Genomic DNA, 20,357 nt, shown 5'->3' with positions numbered 1-20,357 from the left:
TAATAGCTCATGCACATCTCGTCGCTCAACTGGAAACAGGTAGAAAGCTATCTTGAAAAAGATGACCGCTGCGTTCTGCCTATCGGATCCACCGAACAGCATGCTTACCTGAGTTTATCTACCGACAGCATTCTCGCTGAGCGCATTTCAATCGAAGCAGCAGAACCGCTGGAAATTCCTGTTTTTCCCGTGGTGCATTATGGCATCACTCCTTTGTTCATGGATTATCCCGGAACGGTTTCACTCCAACCCTCTACGCTCAACCTGTTGATGAAAGATATTATTGATTCGATCGCGCATCACGGATTCCGTCATATTCTCCTTGTGAACGGACACGGGGGAAATATTCCGCTGATGGATTTTATTGCGAAGCAATATTCTTCTTCCGCTATCTCCATAAAATTTCACAACTGGTGGAAGGCGGAAAAAACGTGGAAGAAAGTGATGGAGATTGACCCGGTTGCATCGCACGCATCGTGGATGGAAAATTTTCCCTGGACGCGCCTCGCGGGAGTGAGCATGCCCGGCGCGCAGAAAAAAATGTGCGACCTGGACTATTTGAAAAAACTCAATGCAAAAGAAGCGCGCGAATATCTCGGCGACGGGAATTACGGCGGCTGTTACCAGCGGAAGGATGAAGAACTATTTCAACTGTGGCAAACGGCTGTGCTGGAAACGCGTGCGCTGCTGGAAACGGGCTGGTGATATTTTTACGGGAAAAATTGTTCGAATTCAGGGTTGTGTTTCAATACAACCTTGTTTGCCCGATAAAATTAAGTGAATAAATCTTTCGTTCAATTCTACAATAATAAAAAGAACGATACCACTTTCGCGATACCGTCCCATTCTCCAGACTAACCAACCCGAAACCGGGAAGGAAGTATTTTTAATTATGAAAGGAATATTTCTCCCGGTATTTTTTCAATTGTTATTTATTTTCCGCCATTCGCCTGCAGATCTTTTATACAATTGTCATCGAGCGCCGGAATATTACTTCCAACCATATTGGCAAGCACGTCCGAAGTCTCCACAGCGTAATACATCAGGCAGGCCGAATTGTCGCAATGATATCCGTTCGAAACATCCTGGTGATTGACCACCATTTTGGTTCCGTCATTGACGAGCCCCAGCAAATGTCCGAACTCATGATCCATCACCGTTGCTTCAAGAACATATTCTTCCGGTTGGCCAAAATGCCCGGAAAAATCATGAAGCGTTTTTTCGAAAATGACAACAGAAGAATTACCATAAGTAAGTCCGAGCGCTTTTGAATTCTGTCCATCGTCGGCATAATTTCCATCGATGAAAAGAAAATATGCAGTTACTGTTTCGCCGTGCACATTTTCCATGCGATGATCTTTTTCTGTTTTTTTGATATCATCGATCGTGTAAGACGTTTTACCTGGCGAAGCAATGGAATGATAAACAAAAGATATTCCTGCCGGTTTATTCAAACGCTGTTCGAGAAATTGTTGCAGCTTATCTGCTGCATCGCCCGACGGCTCGAAACCCGAAACATAATCAATCTCGACGACGAGCGATCTGTATTTTTTATCGGAGAGAAAATCGTGTGGAGAAACGCGGTCGTCCCTGAATATTTCTATTTTCCTGCAGCCGGCAATCGGCAACAGGATCATAAACAGTATGACAAGATATTTTTTCATAACGATTTTTTTTTGTCGAAGAATTATTTTTGAAACGCAACTCACGCCGGTTGAATATTCCGGAAAGGAACTAACACCTTCCCATTTTCTTCGGCATTCATTTCAAATTGCCATTCCCATCCCGGTGCATTGCCGGCCTTGAGTTGCTGTTTCGTTTCATTACACTCTTGTTTCAACAACAAGATATTTCGAAATGCTCCAGAACAAATCCGGATCGATGATGTGGATCGTGAGCGTACCGTCAGGATCTTTCACAATAGAATAGGATTCTGCCGGGTGATCGGTCATGATCTTCACTTTCTTACTGTTCACCATGATGTCGGTTGTGGTTTTGGTATTGATCTCGGCAAATGATGACGCGTTGAAACCGGGACCAGGTATTGGCGTAGTTTCAATTCCGAGCACATCATTTTTCGGAATGATCTTCTCACTCTTCAGGTTTTTATAAGTGCCCACTGCGTAATACGCCGTATGAAGTTCCCTGTCCATCGTGGAAACATTTTCATGCAAGCCACTGTTCTCGCCCTGCAGTTTATCATTGTCAGTCTGCATATTTTTCACGTTGGTCTTGAGTTCCTCGTTCGTGAATGACAATGAAGCAAGTTGTTTTTTCAAGTCTGCGGTTTCGCTGTCTGATTCTGCAATGCGTGCGCGGTAACTTTTTACGAGCGCCGCAAGTTTTTTATCGCCTGAATTCGACTTGGAGAGATCCGTTTCAAGTTTTGTGATCTTCTCTTTATTCGATGCGAGCATCATGTCGATCATGGAAAGATTGCGAAGGATCTGTTCTTTCTTCGAAACATTTTCGGCTACATTGCTTTTTGGCCCCATAACGATCAACCCTCTTTTATCACGGATCTGGTCCAGGTTTAAATCGATCTCATTGAGCGTTTGAATGTAGGCATCAATAGCGGAATCCTTTCGCTGCGTTTGTACGATCAGCGAATCGGACATTCGGTTCGCGGCGGTTTTTTTCCCTGCATTATGACATGAAGAAAATAAAAGTCCTGCAGTGAACAGAATAGTTGAAATTGATCTGAAGTTCTTTTTCATGATTACCGTGTTTTGTTCGAACCTACAGCAACCAATACTATTCCATTAACAGAAAAAAATGCAAATCATTAAAATTCACGGGAATAAAAAAAGCGGGAGCTTTCTTCTTTTCTCAAAATGAGAAATATTATTTCGAAATGATACTGGAATCTTCTTTTTGCATCCGGTAAATGGTAGCGGATCCTATTCCGAGTTTCTGCGCCACAAGCTTTACATCATTATTATATTTCCGGAGATACGTTTTTACAATACGAATATTATACTCGCGTAAACTCGCCTCTTCGGAAATTACTTCAGCAACCGCATCGGGTGAAGACAACTTGATATCATCGGAATAAATTTTTTCAGAATCACTGAGTACAACCGCAAGTTCAACAACGGATTTCAGTTCGCGGATATTTCCGGGAAAAGTATAACTCATTAATTTTTTTTCTGTTTCCGGAGAAAGTGCTTTCAGCGGAATTGCATTTTCTTCGCAGAAACTACTGATGAATTCATTCGCGAGCAAAAGCACATCGCGCCCGCGCTCACGCAATGGCGGCAATTCAATGGGAAGCCCGAACAACCGATAATAAAGATCTTCGCGGAAACGGCCTTGTGAAACTTCTTCTTTCAGGTTGCGGTGCGTGGCTACGATGATGCGGCAATCTACTTTCACATGCGCATTATCGCCTACGCGCGTAATTTCTTTTTCCTGCAAAGCGCGAAGCAATTTCGCCTGAATGGAAATATCCATTTCGCCGATCTCGTCAAGGAAAAGTGTTCCGCCATTTGCTTCTTCGAATTTTCCGATGCGCCTTGCCGATGCGCCGGTAAATGCACCTTTCTCGTGGCCGAACAATTCACTTTCAATAAGCTCCGATGGAATTGCAGCAACATTCACTGCGACAAAAGGTTTTTTGTGGCGTACCGAATTGAAATGAATGGATTTAGCGACGACTTCTTTTCCCGTTCCTGTTTCACCGGTGATAATGACATTGATCGTCGACCCGATCGCTTTGCCGATCATTTCTTCCACTTTTTTCAGTTGCTCGCTTTCACCGATAAGCAATTGTGAGAAATCATATTTTTTTCCGACTTCTTTTTCAAGAGTTGAAACGCGTTCCTTTAAATGAATTGTTTTTAAAATATTATTTAGTGTATTGAGTAGTTTTTCGCGGATGTTTTTTTCCTTAATGAGGTAATCGTAAACGCCGAGATGAAAAAGTTCAACCGCCGCCGCTATTTCCTGTTGTTCAGAAATGATGATCACTTCTGTATCCGGGCTTTTTTTCCGGATCTCGCTAAGCACTTCTGTTCCCTGCATATCCGGCAAACGATGATCGAGCGTAACGATGTGTGGCAATGAATCCAACTGCCGTAGAAAATCCTTTGCGTTGAAAAAACTTTTTACCTCGAAATCGGGATTCAATGAAACCGTGTGTACCAACAATTTGTTGTACCATTCGTCATCTTCTACTACCTGTATCAGTATTGGTTTCGCTTTCATTGTCATTACAAAATTACGCCATCTGCGTGAAAAAGAATAGTTTTTGCCAATGTATCAGTTTAAAAAATAAAATAATCTTCGGCCGGAAAAAAACAAAAGATCACAAACCGGTTTCTGTTTTTATAAGGCCGATGACATCTTCTGCTTCCTGTGTTGCCCTACTCACTAAACCGGGAATGTGATCCGTGCTTTGCCCGCCGGAAATATCTTTTTCTATCTGCACCAATAATTCCGAAAGTGCATGCGTCGAAAGATGCGTGCATGGCCCTCTCATTTTATGAGCGAGTTCAGAAACTTCTTTCCACTTCTTTTCTTCAGCGGCTTTTTGCATGGATGAAATTCCGGCCAGTGTTGTTCGGAAAAATGTTTTTATCATTTCAGCATAAAAAACTTCGTCGCCTGAACAAAGTTCCTTCAATGGGCCCAGGTCAAATTTTTTACGATCAGGCATAGCTTTGTTTATTATTCAATTTACTTCACGTTAAATACCGGGCAAGTTTCCGGAGCAGCTCGGCCTCGCGGTAGGGTTTGGAAATAAAATCATTCATCCCGGCTTTGCGGCATATTTCCGTTTTTTCCGACTCGAGGCCGGCGGTCAATGCAACAACCGGAACTCCTGCTTTTTTACTATCGGCGAGATTGCGGATATTTTCTGTTGCAACGATGCCGTTCATTTCCGGCATCCGCAGATCCATGAGCACCATGTCGAAATCATTTTTTTCTAATTGTGCAAGCGCTTCTTTTCCGTTTGCCGCTTCGGAAAAAAACAATCCGTGTTTTTTAAGAATGGAAGCCAGCAGCATCCTGTTGAACTGTTCATCATCGGCAATAAGAATTCTTTTGCCGCGGAGTTTTTCAGGATCATGAAATTCCTGTTGCTCATTCTTATTATGTTTTTCTGCCGCTATTATTTCCGTTTCCGTATAAGGCATCAGGATCGTGACTTTTGTTCCTTCACCTACTTTACTTTCCAGCGTAATATTTCCGCCCTGCAATTCCACTAATTTTTTTGTGATGGATAAACCAAGTCCCGTTCCGCGCAAAGATGCAATGGCATCGGCTTGTTCATACTCATTGAAGATGGTGGTGAGTTTTGCTGAAGGAATACCTGTACCAGTGTCGGCAACACTTATGCAGATCAGCTTTTTTTCCTGGTCACAGGTCGCTTCCAGTTTCACCCATCCTTCAGGAGTATATTTGATAGCGTTACCCAGAATATTCAGAAGGATCTGCGTAAGCCGGACAGGATCACCAACGATCATTGCGGGGAGATCACCGGAGATTTCATATTGCAAAGCAATTCCTTTCACTTTCGCCTGGACCTGCATGGAATGAATTGCTTCGAGAATAGGATCGGCAGGTGAAAAATTTATTTCCTGGAAAAGAAATTTTCCGGCTTCGAGTTTCGAATTGTCAAGAATATTATTGATCACGTGCAGGAGATGGTCTGCTGATTTTTTTACAATGCTCACGTGCTGGTGTTGCTGTGGCGCAAGATCTGATTGCAATACCTGTTCCGAAAAACCGATAATGGAATTAAGCGGCGTACGTATCTCGTGGCTCATATTGGCAACGAGATTCTGTTTTGATTCGGCCTGTTGCTGCGCGAAAGTTTTTTCTTTGCGCAACAACTCATTCCTGCGTTTGTTGTGCGTGGCATAACGCGCAATAAATGCACTGGAAATAAGCAACAGGGAAATGATCAGTCCGCAGAAAATACTTATGGTAGATTTACTTTCCTGCGCATCCGCTGCAGCGTGCGCGTTGCGCGTCCTGATCCTGTTCTGTTCGATCACTTCTATCTTGTCGAGAAATGAATGAATGTTGTCCGACAATGACATATTTTCGTCCGTGATCCTGAACTCTTCATTTTTGATGCGGCGAAGTTCATCTTTCTGAGTTTGTTTCACCGTCACCACCTGCTTGTTCATGTCTTTTTTAATGTGGGCAAGCTGGTCGGTGTTGCCGGCCTGTGCATTGGATCCATTTTTATTTTTTCCGAAAACCCGATTTAAAAATCCGTTCTTATTTTTTTCTTCATCATTATTATTCGCTGACACGGGATTTGCCGGGGCCAGTTTCATTTTACCGATCTGGTCGGAAATTACCTGTAACTGATTCGTCACATATTCATTATTATCGAGATAAACCAGGTCATTAAGGACTAAGAGTTCTTTTCCAAAAAGCGATTCAAGGCTATCGGCACACACACGTTCTTCATGATCTTCCCATCCTGCGGTATCCAGCTTATCGATATTCGAAGACAAGCGAACAAGCGATTCATAATAACCGGAGAGATAATTTCCTTTGCGCGTGAGATAATATGATTTTGCATTTCGCTCTGTATTCGAAAGATCGGAAATGATTTGTCGCATGAGAACGAGATTGGAAGAAGGTTTTTCCGGGATCTTCACATAATCGACGATCGTGTTGAATTTCCTGTAACTCAGATAACCCGTCACGACCACCATCGCCTGCACGAGAATGAGAAACACGATCATCATCGGCCCGAACAACGATATTTTGAATGGATTTTTCATTGGTAATTATTGTGTCTGGCGGATCTGTCTTTGAAAATCGTAACGGGGAGGATTCTTTTTTAAACGAGATCATCCTGTTTTTGTTTTCACTTCCGTCGAAATGTTGTTTCATTTTTTCACAAAAGAGTAAAAAGAATTCCGGGACGGCTATTCAGTATTTTTTTCTTTTGAATTTCATGTTCCGCATATCCCTGTCGGAATTTCCTTCGTATAATAGTTGTTTACTAAAGATCGATGAATAAAGTTTCCCTGAAATCGATTCCGAGGATTATAGCTGTTGCTGTCATTTATTATTTTTCTGCAAGAGCGGGACTTTTGCTTGCGCTCGGAAATACGAATGCTTCCCCGGTGTGGCCTCCTTCCGGTTTTGCATTTGCTGCAATACTTATTCTTGGTTCCCGCTCGTGGCCGGGAATATTTATCGGCGCTTTTGCTGCGAACGTCGTTGTTTTTTTATCGAACAAAGCCGCCGGCCTGAATACCATTCTTTTTATGTCGGGAATTATTGCGGCCGGAAATACGCTCGAAGCGCTTACCGGAAATTATCTGCTCAATCTTTTTCGTTCGAAGCAGATACTCAGCTTAACAAAAGATTTTTCTCTTTTTATTTTTGCTGCTTTGCTCATGTGCATGGTCAGTTGCACATTCGGCGCAACCAGTTTATTGGAAGGAGGAGTGATCCAGGCGAGCGCGTACAAGACGGTGTGGTTCACGTGGTGGATGGGAGATGTAGCCGGAATTATTGTACTCACTCCGGTCTTACTCAGTTGCTGGAATTCGTTCCGGGAAAAAATTCAGTTTAAAAATTTCTGGAAATTCTCCGTGATCTTTATCCTCCTCATCATTTACATGGAAGCAGAATTCAACGGCCGGCTTTCTTTCTTCCCGCTTAATTCTTCCATCTATCTTTTGCTGATCATTCTTACCGGTTGTGTTTTTGCGATCGAGCAATGGCAGTCGTCGCTCATTGTACTTCTGGTATCTGGACTGGCCATCTGGAATACACTGGGCGGGAAAGGGCCATTCATCTCCGACACGCAGAATAATTCTTTGTTATCGCTGCAGATCTTTATTTGCGTGAGCTCGATCATCATGATGTTTTTGAGCACTACGCTCAATGAGCGGCGCGAATCAGAACAGAAACTTGAAAAATTAAACAGCAATCTTGAAAAAGCGCAGAAGGAACTGGAAGAGTCGGTGAAGGTGAAGGATACTTTCCTTGCGAATATGAGCCACGAGATACGTACGCCGATGAATGCGATCGTGGGATTTACAGAACTTATGGAAAAAACAAAACTGGACAGCGAACAGGAACAGTACGTAGACGCGGTAAAAAAATCGGGACAGAATCTTCTTGTCATCATCAATGATATCCTGGATTTCTCCAAGATCCGTTCGGGTAAAATTATTTTTGAAAAAACAGAACTTAAACTTTCCTCACTGCTCGATTCGATGATGATGCTTATGCTGCCGAAAGCCAATGAAAAAAAAATATCGCTCTCCGTTCACTGCGATGATAAAATTCCCGATGCTCTTACCGGCGATCCCACACGTATGAGCCAGATCCTGATCAATCTTGCTGACAACGCCATCAAGTTCACAGAAAAAGGAGAAGTGAAAATAAGTGTTCGTCTCCTTTCCGAAAATGACGACAGTGTGATGCTCAGGTTTGAAGTAAGTGACACAGGGATCGGTATTCCGCAAAATAAAATTTCGTCGGTGTTCGAAGGTTTCACACAGGCCAGCAATGAAACGACAAGAAAATACGGAGGCACAGGATTGGGACTCGCCATTGTAAAACAATTGGTGGAAATGCAGAACGGTTCCATTCATCTCGAAAGCCGGTTGATGAAAGGATCCGTATTCACTTTCAATCTTCCGTTCGGCAAAAATATTCCGTTTCCGAAAAATAAAACTACTGGTCATGCGAATGAAAATTTTTCTGCCATCGAAGGATTGAACATACTTGTTGCAGAAGACAACGAGATGAACCAGATGCTGATCATGAAAATGCTGGAAGGATTGAAAAGTAAAACAGATCTTGCATGGAACGGAAAAATCGCCATCGAAAAAACAACAGCGAATAAATATGATCTTGTTCTGCTCGATATACAACTCCCGGAAAAAGACGGGTATGAAGTTGCCCGTTATATCAGGCGTGAATTAACCGCAACCGGAAACGCAGTTCCGATCATTGCAGTGACCGCGCATGCCATGCATGGCGAAGAAGAAAAATGTTTCGAAGCGGGAATGAACGGATACATCACAAAACCATTCTCAAAAAAAGCGCTCTTCGAAAAAATACGTTCCGTAATGAGTGAAACAAAAAAAGGGCTGTCCTTTTGAGACAGCCCCCCGCCACATCTGCACTAATACTGATCCACCGCTTTCAATTCAAGATATGGCTTCAAGAGGAAAGAATTATTTCCTTCATCAACAACAGATTTTTCAGAATTAAAATCTATTGTGATCGTAACTGTTTTACCGGGTTTGATCTCCGTATCAAGATTAATTTTCAAACCGGTTTCCGCTCCGGAAGGAACTTTCAGATCGAACGTACCATTACCCGTGACCAACGTGTTGTGATCTCCGAGTATCATTCGCATCTGGCTCACTTTTCCGGCACGGATCGACGAATGATCAGCAAGAACTGTGGTGATATCATTCTGGATATCGATCAGGTTGTAGATTCCTGCATGAACAGGAAGCGCTACCCACGCATCAGTTGTGCCTTCATAGTTGATCTCCACACCTGTTATTTCAACATTCACCGCCTGGTAAGCATCAGCATGCGTGGTGAATGTTACCGCAGAACCATCCGTCATTTTTACCATCATCGCTGCGCCCATCCTGTCTTTCGTGCAGGAAAAAAACAATATTGCAATGAGCGTGATGATCGCCGGAATTATTTTTCTCGTTTTCATGATCTCTCCTTTCATTTTTTTTGAATTATTGATTTAGGTTTGAATTGCAAATCTGTTTTCAGAAAACCACTTTTATTCCGAGCCCCGGATCAAGTCCGAAGAATATATCACCGAATGAATTGATCTCAGTAAATGGTTTCATATCAAGACTTACGGCAAACGGAATCGGTTTGATCTTGTATTCTATACCGATGATGCCGTCGATTCCTAAAGCCATGTTGCCACTGGTGCGATAGTAATAATTATAGTACCGGTCGTAATAAGGATAATAATAATAGACGCGACCGGTTTCAAATCCAAAGTGTGCACCTCCGCCATAATACCAATTCAGTCCAGCAATAGCGGAACCTGAATATTTTTCATAAAGCCCGGTGGCTCTGAAACCATAAGGCCAGTCGCCAACAATAAATTCAAGCGCATGATTCTGTCCGCTGAATCGCTTGAATGTAATGCCCGACATTTCTCCCGCCCTGAGGCCGACCGCCGTTTTATAACCGACAACATTTGCGGTCATGCTCTGCGTTGATTGCGCTGTCATGGAATAATTCATGAACATTGCAATTGCGAGAATGAAAATTCTTCTGATCGTTTTCATAATTCTTACCTCCGTTTCTTTTGGTGAATTTTATTGGTTGGCAGCAAGCTTCGTGCAATTTTTTAAGGATATGATTTTCAATGCTTTTCTTTTTTTAATACCGTCTTCTCATTTTCATTTTGAGAAAAAGATTTTTAAAATGATAATTTTTTGATTCTTCCAGGACGGCAATTGTAGCCCCGGAATGCATTTCCGGTCAGTGATCATTCTTTACGCAATTTCTTCCTGTGCATCCCTTCCAGAATTCCAATATTTCATCTGCCGGCTGCCGGTATTTTCATGCAAAGAATCGCAGGAGAATATCTTCCCATCGAAATCAGGAAGCACTCCTTCCGAAACGTGGCTAACATTGTACAGGAATCAGTTCAGAGAAAAAGAGGAAAAAAAAACAGAGTGATGGATTCATTAAGGGAAATAGAATTAATGCATAACGCGGGAAATTATTTTAGGAGAAGAATTTACCTTCCTGCGATCGCTGTCTTCACCCGGTTCATGGCCTTTGGTCAGCATACAAGGGTTGTATCAGAACACAACTACTGGATAACCAGCGTTAATTGCAAAAATGGGATGGAAGAAATTCCGTTCATTGAAATAAAAGTTCACCTCGTTCCTGCATACTTTATCTACGCAGCGGCTTCTACTGATAGCAAGGTGTGGCCGGTCAACCATGATAACACAGGGATAATTATTTTTTGGCGAAGAATATGCGGCTGCGGCTGCCTTGAAAAAAGTCAGGTAGTGCAGTCCTGTCTTCCGGAGTTTATTTTGTAATTATAAAAACGAAAGGAGAAAAGATCGAACGGAACATGCAGAAGTTGTGGGAAAAGGGTGAACAATCGTGTTAAGCGCACGGAATCCGGCAGTATCAGCATGAGTGGGTTGCTGAACTGCCGGTGCTTTTTTCCGTTTACAAAAAAATAAAAATCATTCTGTTCCTTTCACCCCGAGTTCAACTGCGATCTTTTCCAGGTCTTCTTCTTCAATCGGTTTCTGGATGTAATGATTCACACCCATGCGGATACTTTCTTTGATATCCGGAAGGTCGGTGGTGCCGGTAAGAATTGCGATAGGAATTTCGCGCGTATGCTTTTCACCTTTGATCCTCCTGATGAATTCAAGCCCTCCCATACCGGGCATATTCATATCGAGAAGGATCAGCGGCAATGAAATTTCTTCAGCAATATTTTTCTGCACGATCGACCGCAACGCAATTTCTGCATCACGAAAAGTATAGATGCCGGAAATAAATTTGTTTCCACGAAGGACATGCATCGTTAGCTCAATATCCTCCTGCGAATCATCGATCAGAAAAACTGTGATCTTTTTCATTGCGCCTTCACTCATCAATTACTGGTTCGAAATACTGCTGATCAGGTAATGGGGGAAATCAGCAGAGGGAATTTCGGAGGTAAAAATAATAATTAGCGCCTAATAAAAGATAAGAAATAAATCAAAATCGAAATAATAATTTCAACTGTTCACTGCTGAAAACTATCATCACGCTTCGCGGAATTTTTCTGATGCCAACAAAGAATCGATAGATTTCTTCCATGCATCGACAAATTACAACAGCAAATAGAAATTTCAAGTCGTCGTACAAATCACATTCTTAAATTGATTGCGGGCGAAATTGTTTTCTTCCCCGATTGCGTATGAAAAATCCAGAAACAAAAAACTTAGAAGAATTTCTTGCATTCATCAGGGATAATATGCTTGAAAAAGTCGCAAGGGAAAGTTTACGGATTTCGAGGGAAATGGATATTCCGCTTATGAAATTATTCGCAAATGTTCCCGACGAAGCCATTCTTCCCAGATCCATGAAATCGCTTACTGAATTTTCCAATTATTTATCACAAGGAATTTATATTAAAAAACAAAAAGAGAATCTGAAAAATTGGGAAGACGATAAACTGGAGGGTGTATCAAAAGGACAGATACAACCGGTGGATCTTGTATTGGTTTATGCCGCTCAGAAAAAAGCGCTGCATAAGTTCATTCCACATTACACTTCCGATCCGGAAAAAATTGTGGCTATTGTAAATGAACTGGAAGATATTCATTCCATGGTACAGAACGAAGCCATCAGCATGATGTTTCGCTGGCGACAGGAAACAGAAGCGGCTCTCACCGAATCGAATCACTTTCTCGATGCGGTCCTTGAAAATATTCCGAACATGATATTTGTGAAAGACGCGAACGAATTACGCTTCGTGCGTTTCAATAAAGCCGGGGAAGAATTGGTTGGGTTAACAAGAGAAAAACTCATTGGTAAAAATGATTACGATTTTTTTCCGAAAAGCCAGGCGGAGTTTTTCACTTCCAATGACCGCAATGTTCTTGCTCAAATGAAACTATGTGACATTAGCGAAGAGCCCATCGATACATTTGCTAAAGGCCAACGCTTATTGCACACAAAAAAAATTCCGATCGTTGGAAAAGACGGGAAACCTGCTTACCTGCTTGGTATTTCAGAAGATATTACCGAACAGAAAAAAAGGGAAAAAGAAGTATTGCAGTTGAATCAAGAGCTGGAAGCATTTACATATTCCGTCTCGCATGACCTGCGTGCGCCGCTGCGCGCAGTGAATGGTTATGCCAATATGCTGGAAGAAGATTACGGACAGCGCCTCGATGAAGAAGGAAAACGCCTGCTGAAAATAATCCGTTACAATGCCGCGAAGATGGGAACACTCATTGACGATCTTCTTTCATTTTCCCGGCTTGGCCGTAAAGAATTGAACCGGTCAATGGAAGACATGAATCTGCTTGTGGAAGGAGTGTTGTTCGAAGTGAATAAAAATATCAGTCATCATGCAAAAATTGTCATTGGTAAATTGCACAATGCCAATGTCGATTATGCGCTCATGCACCAGGCGTTTTATAATATTATTTCCAACGCCATAAAATATTCTGCGGGAAAAGCAGAACCGGTTGTACAGATCAGTTCGGAAGAAACCGATAAGGAAATTATTTTCCGTGTGAAAGATAACGGGGTCGGATTCGACATGAAATATGCCGGAAAACTTTTCGGTGTTTTTCAGCGCTTGCATACCAGTGAAGAATTCGAAGGAACCGGCGTTGGCCTTGCCATCGTGAAACGCATCACAACAAAACATCACGGCCGCGTGTGGGCAGAAGCGGCGGTGAATGAAGGCGCTACTTTTTTTATTGCATTGCCCGCAAACACAGAAAAAATAAAACCGAATTCCAATGGAAAATTTACAGAACGTCGAGATCCTTCTCGTGGAAGATAATCCGAATGATGCCGAAATGACGATCAGGGCGCTTCACAAAAATAATCTCGTCAACCGTCTTCATCACGTGAAAGACGGTGCAGAAGCGCTTGACTTACTTTTCCGGAAAGGAAAATATGAAAATACAAATGGGGCGGTTAACCCGCGACTCATTATTCTCGATCTTAAACTACCGAAGGTGGACGGGCTTGAAGTTTTAAGAATAATAAAAGCAGACGAGTCCCTGAAAACTATTCCGGTTGTGATCATGACCTCTTCGCGCGAAGAAAAAGACATTATAGAAGGATACAAATTAGGTGTGAACAGCTACGTGGTAAAACCGGTGGGATTCGAATTTTTTGTAAAAGCTGTTTCTGAACTCGGACTTTACTGGATGCTGCTGAATGAAAATCCTCACACGAGAATTTAAAAAAAAATACCGGCAGGTTTATGGGTTTTGTTTCTCATTCCTGCCGGTAAATCCGGATGGCACCGGGTGAACTTTATTTTTATCTCTCATCCGGAATTTATTATTACAACTGCCGTCCGAATGAAAAAATACATTCACTTATAATGTCCACTAAATATAAAATAACTTTAAAATTTAACAAAATGAATTTCGATAATCAGTCGGATTAATCAGACCATTTACACTTCCTCACCATTCACGTATGAAATATGTACCGACGAATAACCGCAACGGAGTTTTCCCACTCAATGCACCATGCTTTCATGATCGGGTGCTGCAATATTTTCGATGATCTTTTCTATAGTGAAAAGTGCGTGCCTGTCTTTGATCACGTAGGTGTATGCGCCTTCGTGCAACGTATCGAGCGCGACATTCACGCTGTGTTGCGCCGAAAGAACAACGACCGGAATATCGGGCTTCAACTCTTTTATTCTTCTGAGCACTTTGAGCCCGCTCATGGCAAGAGGATCTCCCGCATTGAGATAATAATCGAGAATGATCACTACCGGCGAGAGGTCAAGATTATTGATACACTCTTCGCCTGATGTGTAACAGTAAACACTGTACTCGTGCTTCCTATTATCTTTCATCAGCCGAAAGCCAAGAGCAGACAAATACGATTCATCGTCGTCGACTATGAAAACCGAAAACTTTTTTCTGAGAAAAGTGTTTTCGTCGTGTGTCATTCGCGTTTGTGTGTTCATAGTTTTTATTTTTTCGGTATGAATCAATCCACCCACGCCCCGGGTTTGTCTGCTTTGTGTTCAAAATGTTCACTCATTTTTTTCCTGTTGCGCATGGCAATAAAATACCAGGTTGCTATTCCCGCACAGGAAGCGATCACGAAAATTTTCATTGGTAAAGAGAACCAACCGAATCCTGAGAAATAAATGATCAGCATCATCACAATTACGATGCCTGTGAGTGTTAGTATTCCTTTAAAATTTTTAGACTCCTGCCTTTTCAGGCGCACGATAAAGGAAATTCTTTTCACTTCGTCCATCATTTTATTAAGCGCTTTATCATCTTTAATAATGTAATCAACGGCGCCTCCTTTTATGGCAGCAGTTGCGATGTCAAAATTACCCTGGCCGGTGAGAAATATTATTTCCGTTTCAGGTTTTACTGCTTTTACTTCTTCCATAATATCGAGTCCGTTCATTTTATTGCTGCCGGCGCTTTCTGAAAGTTTGAAATCAAGGATCAGTATTTCCGGGTCGAGTTGGTGATAATGCTTGAAACATTCTTCGCCGGAACCGAAAGAGAAAACACGATGGCCCGGAACTTTATTCAGATAATATTCCATTGCTTGTCGAAACATAGGATCATCTTCCACGATAGCTATCTTCACATCATCCGCCTTATTCGCTCCGTGCGGAAACACCCTCTTCTCATAATCATATACAGTTTCCATGGTTTTCCGGTTTTATTCACTCTCTAAATTAGCCGGCAAACAAATCGACCGGGAAATAATTCGTTGAACGTGCAGGATAATGAAGACGAATGGAATGAATGGTGATGCGAAAGAAAAACAAGGGGCCGAACCGTTCAAAAAAATGATACCGGTTTTGCGTGCCGTAGTTCTCATTTGTTCAATATTAATTTTTCGATTATTTAAAAAACCTTTTGGGCGCGAATTCAGTATAATGATGTAACACCTAACCATACGTAAAAGAAAAAACGTCTTTTACGCCTGTTTCTTTTTCGAAACCTTCTTCCGTTTGGGAAGTATTGAGCGGCTTCATTAGTTTACTACCACAGGATGGCACCGGGTATAAACAAAGGAGCGGTCATGACAATCATCATTTCATCATGCTTTTTTTTTCAGGAAATTTTCCATTTCCTCCGTGAGAAATTATTTCCGGTCGAAATGTTTTGTTATTTTTTTCTGAGCGTAAAATTTCCGCCCCTGTCATTTGCCCGGATAAAAAATCAACTTGTAACACAGCAAGCACCAGTAAATTTCTGCCCTGAACCGGAAGATCTGTTTAACCCACTTTCAATTCCCGGATCATGAAAAATTTTCTCCTGTTTAAATGGCTGACTAATATTTCCATAAAGAAAAAACTTTATTTCACGATGGGGATCATGGCGCTGCTCATTGCGCTGGAATTATTCACGCTTTGGTTTGCCATTCACACACTTTCTTCTGTGCGTGCATACGTGGGCGGAGAAGGTTTATGGTCGAAGGCGCAGAAAGATGCAATTTACCATCTTGAAAAATACGGCTACACCAGGAACGCGACTTACTTCGGTGAATATGAAAATTTTATGCGTGTTCCTATCGGCGATCACAAAGCGCGGATAGAACTGGAAAAAAAATATCCTGATTATGGCGAGGTGCGCGAAGGTTTACGCGAGGGGCGAAACAATGAACATGACATAGATGGCATGATCAATCTCTTCCGGAGATTTCATAATATTTCTTACATCAACAAAGCCATCTCCATCTGGGCCGTTGCCGACAGCATCAGTTCGCAACTCATTCCTATAGCAAGTAAATTACATGCAGAAATAAATTCTCCAAATCCTTCCCAATCTGCAATCGACAGTACACTTCTCGCGATAGGCCCCATCAACACACAACTTACTAAACTCGAAGATGATTTTTCCTATACGCTCGGCGAAGGTTCACGCTGGCTGGAAAATCTGATCCTGAAAATATTATTTTCCATTGCGCTCACGGTAGAGATCACCGGCCTGTTGCTGACGGTTTCAGTAAGCAAGGGAATTCAAAAAGGATTGAAAGAAATTCTGAACGCATCTGAAAAAATTGCAAAGGGTGATTTTAGTGCACGCGCAAAAAAATATTCGCGCGATGAAATCGGCGTGCTTGCCGATTCATTCAACCGGATGACAGAAGAACTGAATTATACCACGGTTGAAAAAAAACGATCGAAAACATTGCTGAAAGAAAGCGAAGAAATATTCCGGCTGTTTTCCGGGAGCATCAGCGACTACGCGATCTTCATGATCGATCACTCGGGTTATGTGAAAAGCTGGAATGAAGGAACGAAAAGAATATGCGGTTACACCGAAGAAGAGATTGTAGGAAAACACATTTCGGTTTTCTACACACCGGAAATGGTAGCGGCAGGTGAACCGAAAAAAAATCTCGACAGCGCTTATGAAAACGGAAATTTTACCTGTGAAGGATGGCGATTGAGAAAAGATGGTTCTTTATTCTGGGCCGATATCATTTATACATCACTGTTTGACGATAACGGAAATCTGAAAGGATACGCGAAGATTGTCCGCGACAATACCAACCGGAAAATAACGGAAAATAAATTAGTCCAGAGCATGGCACAACTCGCGAGCGCGCAGCAACTCGCGCACATCGGGAGTTGGGAATGGACTTTCGCCGACAACGCGATCGATTGGTCTGAAGAGATGTACCGCATTTACGGCCTCGAACAAAAAAACGGCGAAATCTCCTATGAGAAAATTTTTTCCATGATGCACCCGGAAGACAAACAACGCATAAGCCGGATAATTGTTGAAGCGAGAAAAAATCATAAACCATTTTCTTTTCAGCATCGCATTATCCGTCCCGATAATTCATTGAGGACATTGAGTGCGAAAGGAGAAGTAATAGTGAATGAATCGGGAGAGGCGATCAAAGTAGTTGGAACCGACCAGGACATCACGGAAAGATTCCAGGAAGAAGAAATGGAAAAATTAGTAATGGCCGCAACCAAATCGAACAACTCCGTTCTCATTACCGACAGCAATGGAAATATTGAATGGGTGAATGAAGGATTCACAAAACTTACCGGTTACACACTCGAAGAAATCCGGAATACGCACGGTGAACTTTTGAGGAAAGGAAGTGACACCGGCCTCACCGGTAATTCGGAATTCTTTGAAAATCTCATCACGAATAAAAAACCGGTGGTGTATGAAAGCAAGAATTATACAAAAACCGGAAATGAATATTGGGTCATCACTACGCTTACACCTGTAATAGGCAAGGACGGAAAATTGGAAAGAATTATTGCCATCGATTCCGATATTACAGAAAGAAAACGCATTGAAGAAGATCTCATTCTCGCCAACAGGATCGCTGAACATTCGTTGAAAAAAGGAAACAAGGCGCTGAACGAACTCATCAAAGCAAAAAAAGATCTTGAAGAATCCATGCAGGTGAAAGAACAGTTTCTTGCAAAAATGAGCCACGAAATACGAACGCCGATGAATGCGATTGTCGGGCTAACGGATATCCTGCTCGATGGAAATGTTTCGGAAGATCAGAAAGAATGTCTCGAAGCGATACAGCTTTCGTCCGACAACCTTTTGTCGATCATCAATGATATTCTTGATTTTTCAAAACTGAAATCAGGAACAGTTTCTGTTGAATTGATTCCGTTCAAAATGCAGGAAGTGATAGATGGAGTTTTGCTTACACTTCGCATTTCTGCTTCGCGCAAAGGAATTGCACTTTCTTATTCGCCAGGGAAAGACCGCATCCCGGAATTTGTAAAAGGAGATCCGTTGCGGCTGCGACAGATCCTTTTAAATCTCGTAAGCAATTCGGTAAAATTTACGGAGAGTGGCAGGGTGGACATCAGCATTGGTATTACTGCTGAAGATGCAGAAAACTATAAACTCACATTCATTGTAAAAGACACGGGCATCGGCATACCGCAGGACCGGCTCGCAACCATTTTTGAAAGTTTCACACAGGCGAGCAATGAAACTTCAAGAAAATACGGAGGCACCGGGCTCGGCCTCACGATCGTAAAACAACTCACCGAACTTCTTGATGGCACCATCGAAGTGGAAAGCAGGATCGGTTATGGTTCTACATTCCGGATAACACTTCCATTCAGGAAATGTGAGTCTGATCTTGTCCCGGCTCAGATTGAAACTCATTCAGGCGTTAAGGAAAAATTCGAAAATCTCAATGTGATCCTTGCCGAAGACAACGAGATGAACCAGATGCTCGCTTCAAAAGTTTTTGAACAATGGGGATTGCATCTTGATATTGCGTGCAACGGAAAAGAGGTAATAGAAAAAATGAATGCAAAGGACTATGATATTGTTCTCATGGATATCCAGATGCCGGAAATGGATGGCTATGAAGCCACGCAATTCATCCGCGGAAAAATGCCGCTGCCGAAAAGTGAAGTTCCTATTATCGCCATGACCGCACACGCGCTGGTGGGAGAAGCCGAAAAATGTCTTGCACTTGGAATGGACGACTACATTTCAAAACCATTCAGCAGGAAAACATTGCACGAAAAAATAAGTGCATTGCTCCGGAAGAAAAAAGCGAATTGCCATTGTGAACCTGAAAAACCGAACATAGAAAATCCGTTGTCCACATCAGAAACGAATATTGATCTCACCTACCTCGAACAGATCGCCGAAGGAAATCATGAATTCGTAAAAAAAATGCTCGAAACATTTCTCAAACAAACGCCGGTCATGCTGGAAGATATGTGGAAATATGTGAATGAAAAAAAATGGAAAGAGTTGTCGGGTGTGGCTCATAAAATGAAACCGTCGCTCGACTTCATTGGGATACATTCACTGAAAACCACGGTGGCCGACCTTGAAAAAAAAGCCGGGCTGGGAGAAACCACGGAAGAATTTCCAGACATGGTAAAAAAAGTTACAACGGTTTGTAATGGAGTAATAGTTGAACTGAATAAAAAAATAAGTACAATGGTATGAATGCAATTGTGATAGATGACGATGATCTTTCCGGGAAAGTGATCGCGCAGTATGTTTCGCGATCAGGATTCCTGGAACTTTCGGGGATCTTCAGGGATCCTGCGAAGGCGTTATCATTTCTTGCGTTGAATAAAACCGATCTTATTTTTCTCGATGTAGAAATGCCGGGCATGAACGGATTGGAATTCATTCATGCGCTTTCTGATCCTTCCCAGAAAATAATTCTTGTTACCAGTCATACTGAATTTGCAGTGCAGGCATTCGAACATCACGTGCTCGATTTCCTGGTGAAGCCCGTGAGCTACGCACGATTTTTCAATGCAGTTTCCGCTGTGAAAGATCGGATGCGTCATAACGAGGTGCAGGAAATGGATGAGGATATTGTTTTCATCAAGAAAGACCGCCTGATGGTGAGAATAAGAAAGTCGGAAATATTATGGGCAGAGGCGCGCGGCGATTATGTAATACTGAACACACCGAAGGACCGGTTCATTGTTCATTGCACACTGAAAGCGATCGAAGAAAAATTACCGGCGCGCTCACACCTGCGCGTGCACAGGTCGTTCATCGTTAAGGTGGATGAAATAGAAAAAATTGAAGACAACCTGATCTCTTTCAGCAAGCAGGTCATTCCGATCGGTAAATCCTACCGTGAAGAAGTGTTCCGAAAACTCAAACCTCTTTAAATCATTCACACCGCTAAAACCAAAA

17 protein-coding genes are annotated in these 20,357 nt (G+C 42.3%); 7 read left to right on the top strand and 10 right to left on the bottom strand.

Annotated elements, in window-relative coordinates:
- The first annotated feature begins 9 nt into the window (after positions 1-9).
- A complete protein-coding gene (locus HY064_08535; protein MBI3510697.1) occupies positions 10-705 on the top strand; it encodes a creatininase family protein in 696 nt (231 codons plus the stop codon).
- 227 nt (positions 706-932) lie between these two features.
- Here the strand turns inward: HY064_08535 and HY064_08530 are convergent, their stop codons facing one another.
- From HY064_08530 to HY064_08510, 5 genes are all read right to left on the bottom strand, one after another.
- Complete coding sequence (locus HY064_08530; protein ID MBI3510696.1) at positions 933-1,664, bottom strand: peptidase; 732 nt, start codon at positions 1,662-1,664, stop codon at positions 933-935.
- 159 nt (positions 1,665-1,823) lie between these two features.
- Positions 1,824-2,717: a hypothetical protein gene (locus HY064_08525; GenBank protein ID MBI3510695.1), complete on the bottom strand. Its 894-nt coding sequence runs from the start codon at positions 2,715-2,717 to the stop codon at positions 1,824-1,826.
- Positions 2,718-2,844: 127 nt separating this feature from the next.
- The gene (locus HY064_08520) at positions 2,845-4,206 is read right to left on the bottom strand and encodes a sigma-54-dependent Fis family transcriptional regulator (protein ID MBI3510694.1); all 1,362 of its coding nucleotides are present in this window, start codon (positions 4,204-4,206) and stop codon (positions 2,845-2,847) included.
- A 100-nt stretch (positions 4,207-4,306) separates the two neighbouring features.
- A complete protein-coding gene (locus HY064_08515; GenBank protein MBI3510693.1) occupies positions 4,307-4,657 on the bottom strand; it encodes an Hpt domain-containing protein in 351 nt (116 codons plus the stop codon).
- Between the two features lie 25 nt (positions 4,658-4,682).
- The gene (locus tag HY064_08510; GenBank protein ID MBI3510692.1) at positions 4,683-6,746 is read right to left on the bottom strand and encodes a response regulator; all 2,064 of its coding nucleotides are present in this window, start codon (positions 6,744-6,746) and stop codon (positions 4,683-4,685) included.
- Positions 6,747-6,980: 234 nt separating this feature from the next.
- Between HY064_08510 and HY064_08505 the strand changes: the two genes are divergently transcribed.
- Positions 6,981-9,092 carry an MASE1 domain-containing protein gene (locus tag HY064_08505; protein MBI3510691.1) on the top strand — a complete coding sequence of 704 codons (2,112 nt, stop codon included), beginning with the start codon at positions 6,981-6,983 and terminating at the stop codon, positions 9,090-9,092.
- A 23-nt stretch (positions 9,093-9,115) separates the two neighbouring features.
- Here HY064_08505 and HY064_08500 read toward each other — a convergent pair whose 3' ends face one another.
- Both HY064_08500 and HY064_08495 read right to left on the bottom strand, forming a co-directional pair.
- A complete protein-coding gene (locus HY064_08500; GenBank protein ID MBI3510690.1) occupies positions 9,116-9,685 on the bottom strand; it encodes a DUF4382 domain-containing protein in 570 nt (189 codons plus the stop codon).
- Between the two features lie 43 nt (positions 9,686-9,728).
- Positions 9,729-10,265, bottom strand: a complete 537-nt coding sequence (locus HY064_08495; protein ID MBI3510689.1) for a hypothetical protein — start codon at positions 10,263-10,265, stop codon at positions 9,729-9,731.
- Positions 10,266-10,544: 279 nt separating this feature from the next.
- Between HY064_08495 and HY064_08490 the strand changes: the two genes are divergently transcribed.
- On the top strand, positions 10,545-11,036 hold the full coding sequence (locus HY064_08490; GenBank protein ID MBI3510688.1) for a hypothetical protein: 492 nt from the start codon (positions 10,545-10,547) through the stop codon (positions 11,034-11,036).
- 153 nt (positions 11,037-11,189) lie between these two features.
- Here the strand turns inward: HY064_08490 and HY064_08485 are convergent, their stop codons facing one another.
- A complete protein-coding gene (locus HY064_08485) occupies positions 11,190-11,594 on the bottom strand; it encodes a response regulator (GenBank protein ID MBI3510687.1) in 405 nt (134 codons plus the stop codon).
- Positions 11,595-11,917: 323 nt separating this feature from the next.
- On the opposite strand from HY064_08485, the gene HY064_08480 reads away from it, so the two are divergent.
- Positions 11,918-13,519 carry a PAS domain-containing protein gene (locus HY064_08480; protein MBI3510686.1) on the top strand — a complete coding sequence of 534 codons (1,602 nt, stop codon included), beginning with the start codon at positions 11,918-11,920 and terminating at the stop codon, positions 13,517-13,519.
- The gene (locus tag HY064_08475; protein ID MBI3510685.1) at positions 13,476-13,928 is read left to right on the top strand and encodes a response regulator; all 453 of its coding nucleotides are present in this window, start codon (positions 13,476-13,478) and stop codon (positions 13,926-13,928) included. Before HY064_08480 ends, HY064_08475 begins: the two co-directional genes overlap by 44 nt.
- Before the next feature lie 284 nt (positions 13,929-14,212).
- Here the strand turns inward: HY064_08475 and HY064_08470 are convergent, their stop codons facing one another.
- Together HY064_08470 and HY064_08465 are read right to left on the bottom strand one after the other, a co-directional pair.
- Entirely contained in the window at positions 14,213-14,671 is a 459-nt protein-coding gene (locus HY064_08470) for a response regulator (protein MBI3510684.1), read from the bottom strand.
- A gap of 23 nt (positions 14,672-14,694) precedes the next feature.
- Positions 14,695-15,381 (bottom strand): response regulator, encoded by a 687-nt coding sequence (locus HY064_08465; protein ID MBI3510683.1) that lies wholly within the window; start codon positions 15,379-15,381, stop codon positions 14,695-14,697.
- 599 nt (positions 15,382-15,980) lie between these two features.
- Between HY064_08465 and HY064_08460 the strand changes: the two genes are divergently transcribed.
- Both HY064_08460 and HY064_08455 read left to right on the top strand, forming a co-directional pair.
- The gene (locus tag HY064_08460; protein ID MBI3510682.1) at positions 15,981-19,646 is read left to right on the top strand and encodes a PAS domain S-box protein; all 3,666 of its coding nucleotides are present in this window, start codon (positions 15,981-15,983) and stop codon (positions 19,644-19,646) included.
- On the top strand, positions 19,643-20,332 hold the full coding sequence (locus tag HY064_08455; GenBank protein MBI3510681.1) for a response regulator transcription factor: 690 nt from the start codon (positions 19,643-19,645) through the stop codon (positions 20,330-20,332). The genes HY064_08460 and HY064_08455 overlap by 4 nt, the downstream gene beginning before the upstream one ends.
- Positions 20,333-20,357: the final 25 nt, after the last annotated feature.

Source organism: Bacteroidota bacterium, from assembly GCA_016194975.1.
Lineage (GTDB): Bacteria > Bacteroidota > Bacteroidia > Palsa-965 > Palsa-965.
The sequence above is the reverse complement of the archived record's forward strand: the minus strand, read 5'-3'. Positions and strand labels throughout refer to the sequence as shown.

Coding starts and splice junctions, on each gene's coding strand:
- HY064_08495 (MBI3510689.1), bottom strand. CDS start 10,265: ATGAAAACGATCAGAAGAATTTTCATTCTCGCAATTGCAATGTTCATG.
- HY064_08475 (MBI3510685.1), top strand. CDS start 13,476: ATGGAAAATTTACAGAACGTCGAGATCCTTCTCGTGGAAGATAATCCG.
- HY064_08460 (MBI3510682.1), top strand. CDS start 15,981: ATGAAAAATTTTCTCCTGTTTAAATGGCTGACTAATATTTCCATAAAG.
- HY064_08510 (MBI3510692.1), bottom strand. CDS start 6,746: ATGAAAAATCCATTCAAAATATCGTTGTTCGGGCCGATGATGATCGTG.
- HY064_08485 (MBI3510687.1), bottom strand. CDS start 11,594: ATGAAAAAGATCACAGTTTTTCTGATCGATGATTCGCAGGAGGATATT.
- HY064_08505 (MBI3510691.1), top strand. CDS start 6,981: ATGAATAAAGTTTCCCTGAAATCGATTCCGAGGATTATAGCTGTTGCT.
- HY064_08520 (MBI3510694.1), bottom strand. CDS start 4,206: ATGAAAGCGAAACCAATACTGATACAGGTAGTAGAAGATGACGAATGG.
- HY064_08500 (MBI3510690.1), bottom strand. CDS start 9,685: ATGAAAGGAGAGATCATGAAAACGAGAAAAATAATTCCGGCGATCATC.
- HY064_08455 (MBI3510681.1), top strand. CDS start 19,643: ATGAATGCAATTGTGATAGATGACGATGATCTTTCCGGGAAAGTGATC.
- HY064_08470 (MBI3510684.1), bottom strand. CDS start 14,671: ATGAACACACAAACGCGAATGACACACGACGAAAACACTTTTCTCAGA.
- HY064_08490 (MBI3510688.1), top strand. CDS start 10,545: ATGCAAAGAATCGCAGGAGAATATCTTCCCATCGAAATCAGGAAGCAC.
- HY064_08515 (MBI3510693.1), bottom strand. CDS start 4,657: ATGCCTGATCGTAAAAAATTTGACCTGGGCCCATTGAAGGAACTTTGT.
- HY064_08465 (MBI3510683.1), bottom strand. CDS start 15,381: ATGGAAACTGTATATGATTATGAGAAGAGGGTGTTTCCGCACGGAGCG.
- HY064_08480 (MBI3510686.1), top strand. CDS start 11,918: ATGAAAAATCCAGAAACAAAAAACTTAGAAGAATTTCTTGCATTCATC.
- HY064_08535 (MBI3510697.1), top strand. CDS start 10: ATGCACATCTCGTCGCTCAACTGGAAACAGGTAGAAAGCTATCTTGAA.
- HY064_08530 (MBI3510696.1), bottom strand. CDS start 1,664: ATGAAAAAATATCTTGTCATACTGTTTATGATCCTGTTGCCGATTGCC.
- HY064_08525 (MBI3510695.1), bottom strand. CDS start 2,717: ATGAAAAAGAACTTCAGATCAATTTCAACTATTCTGTTCACTGCAGGA.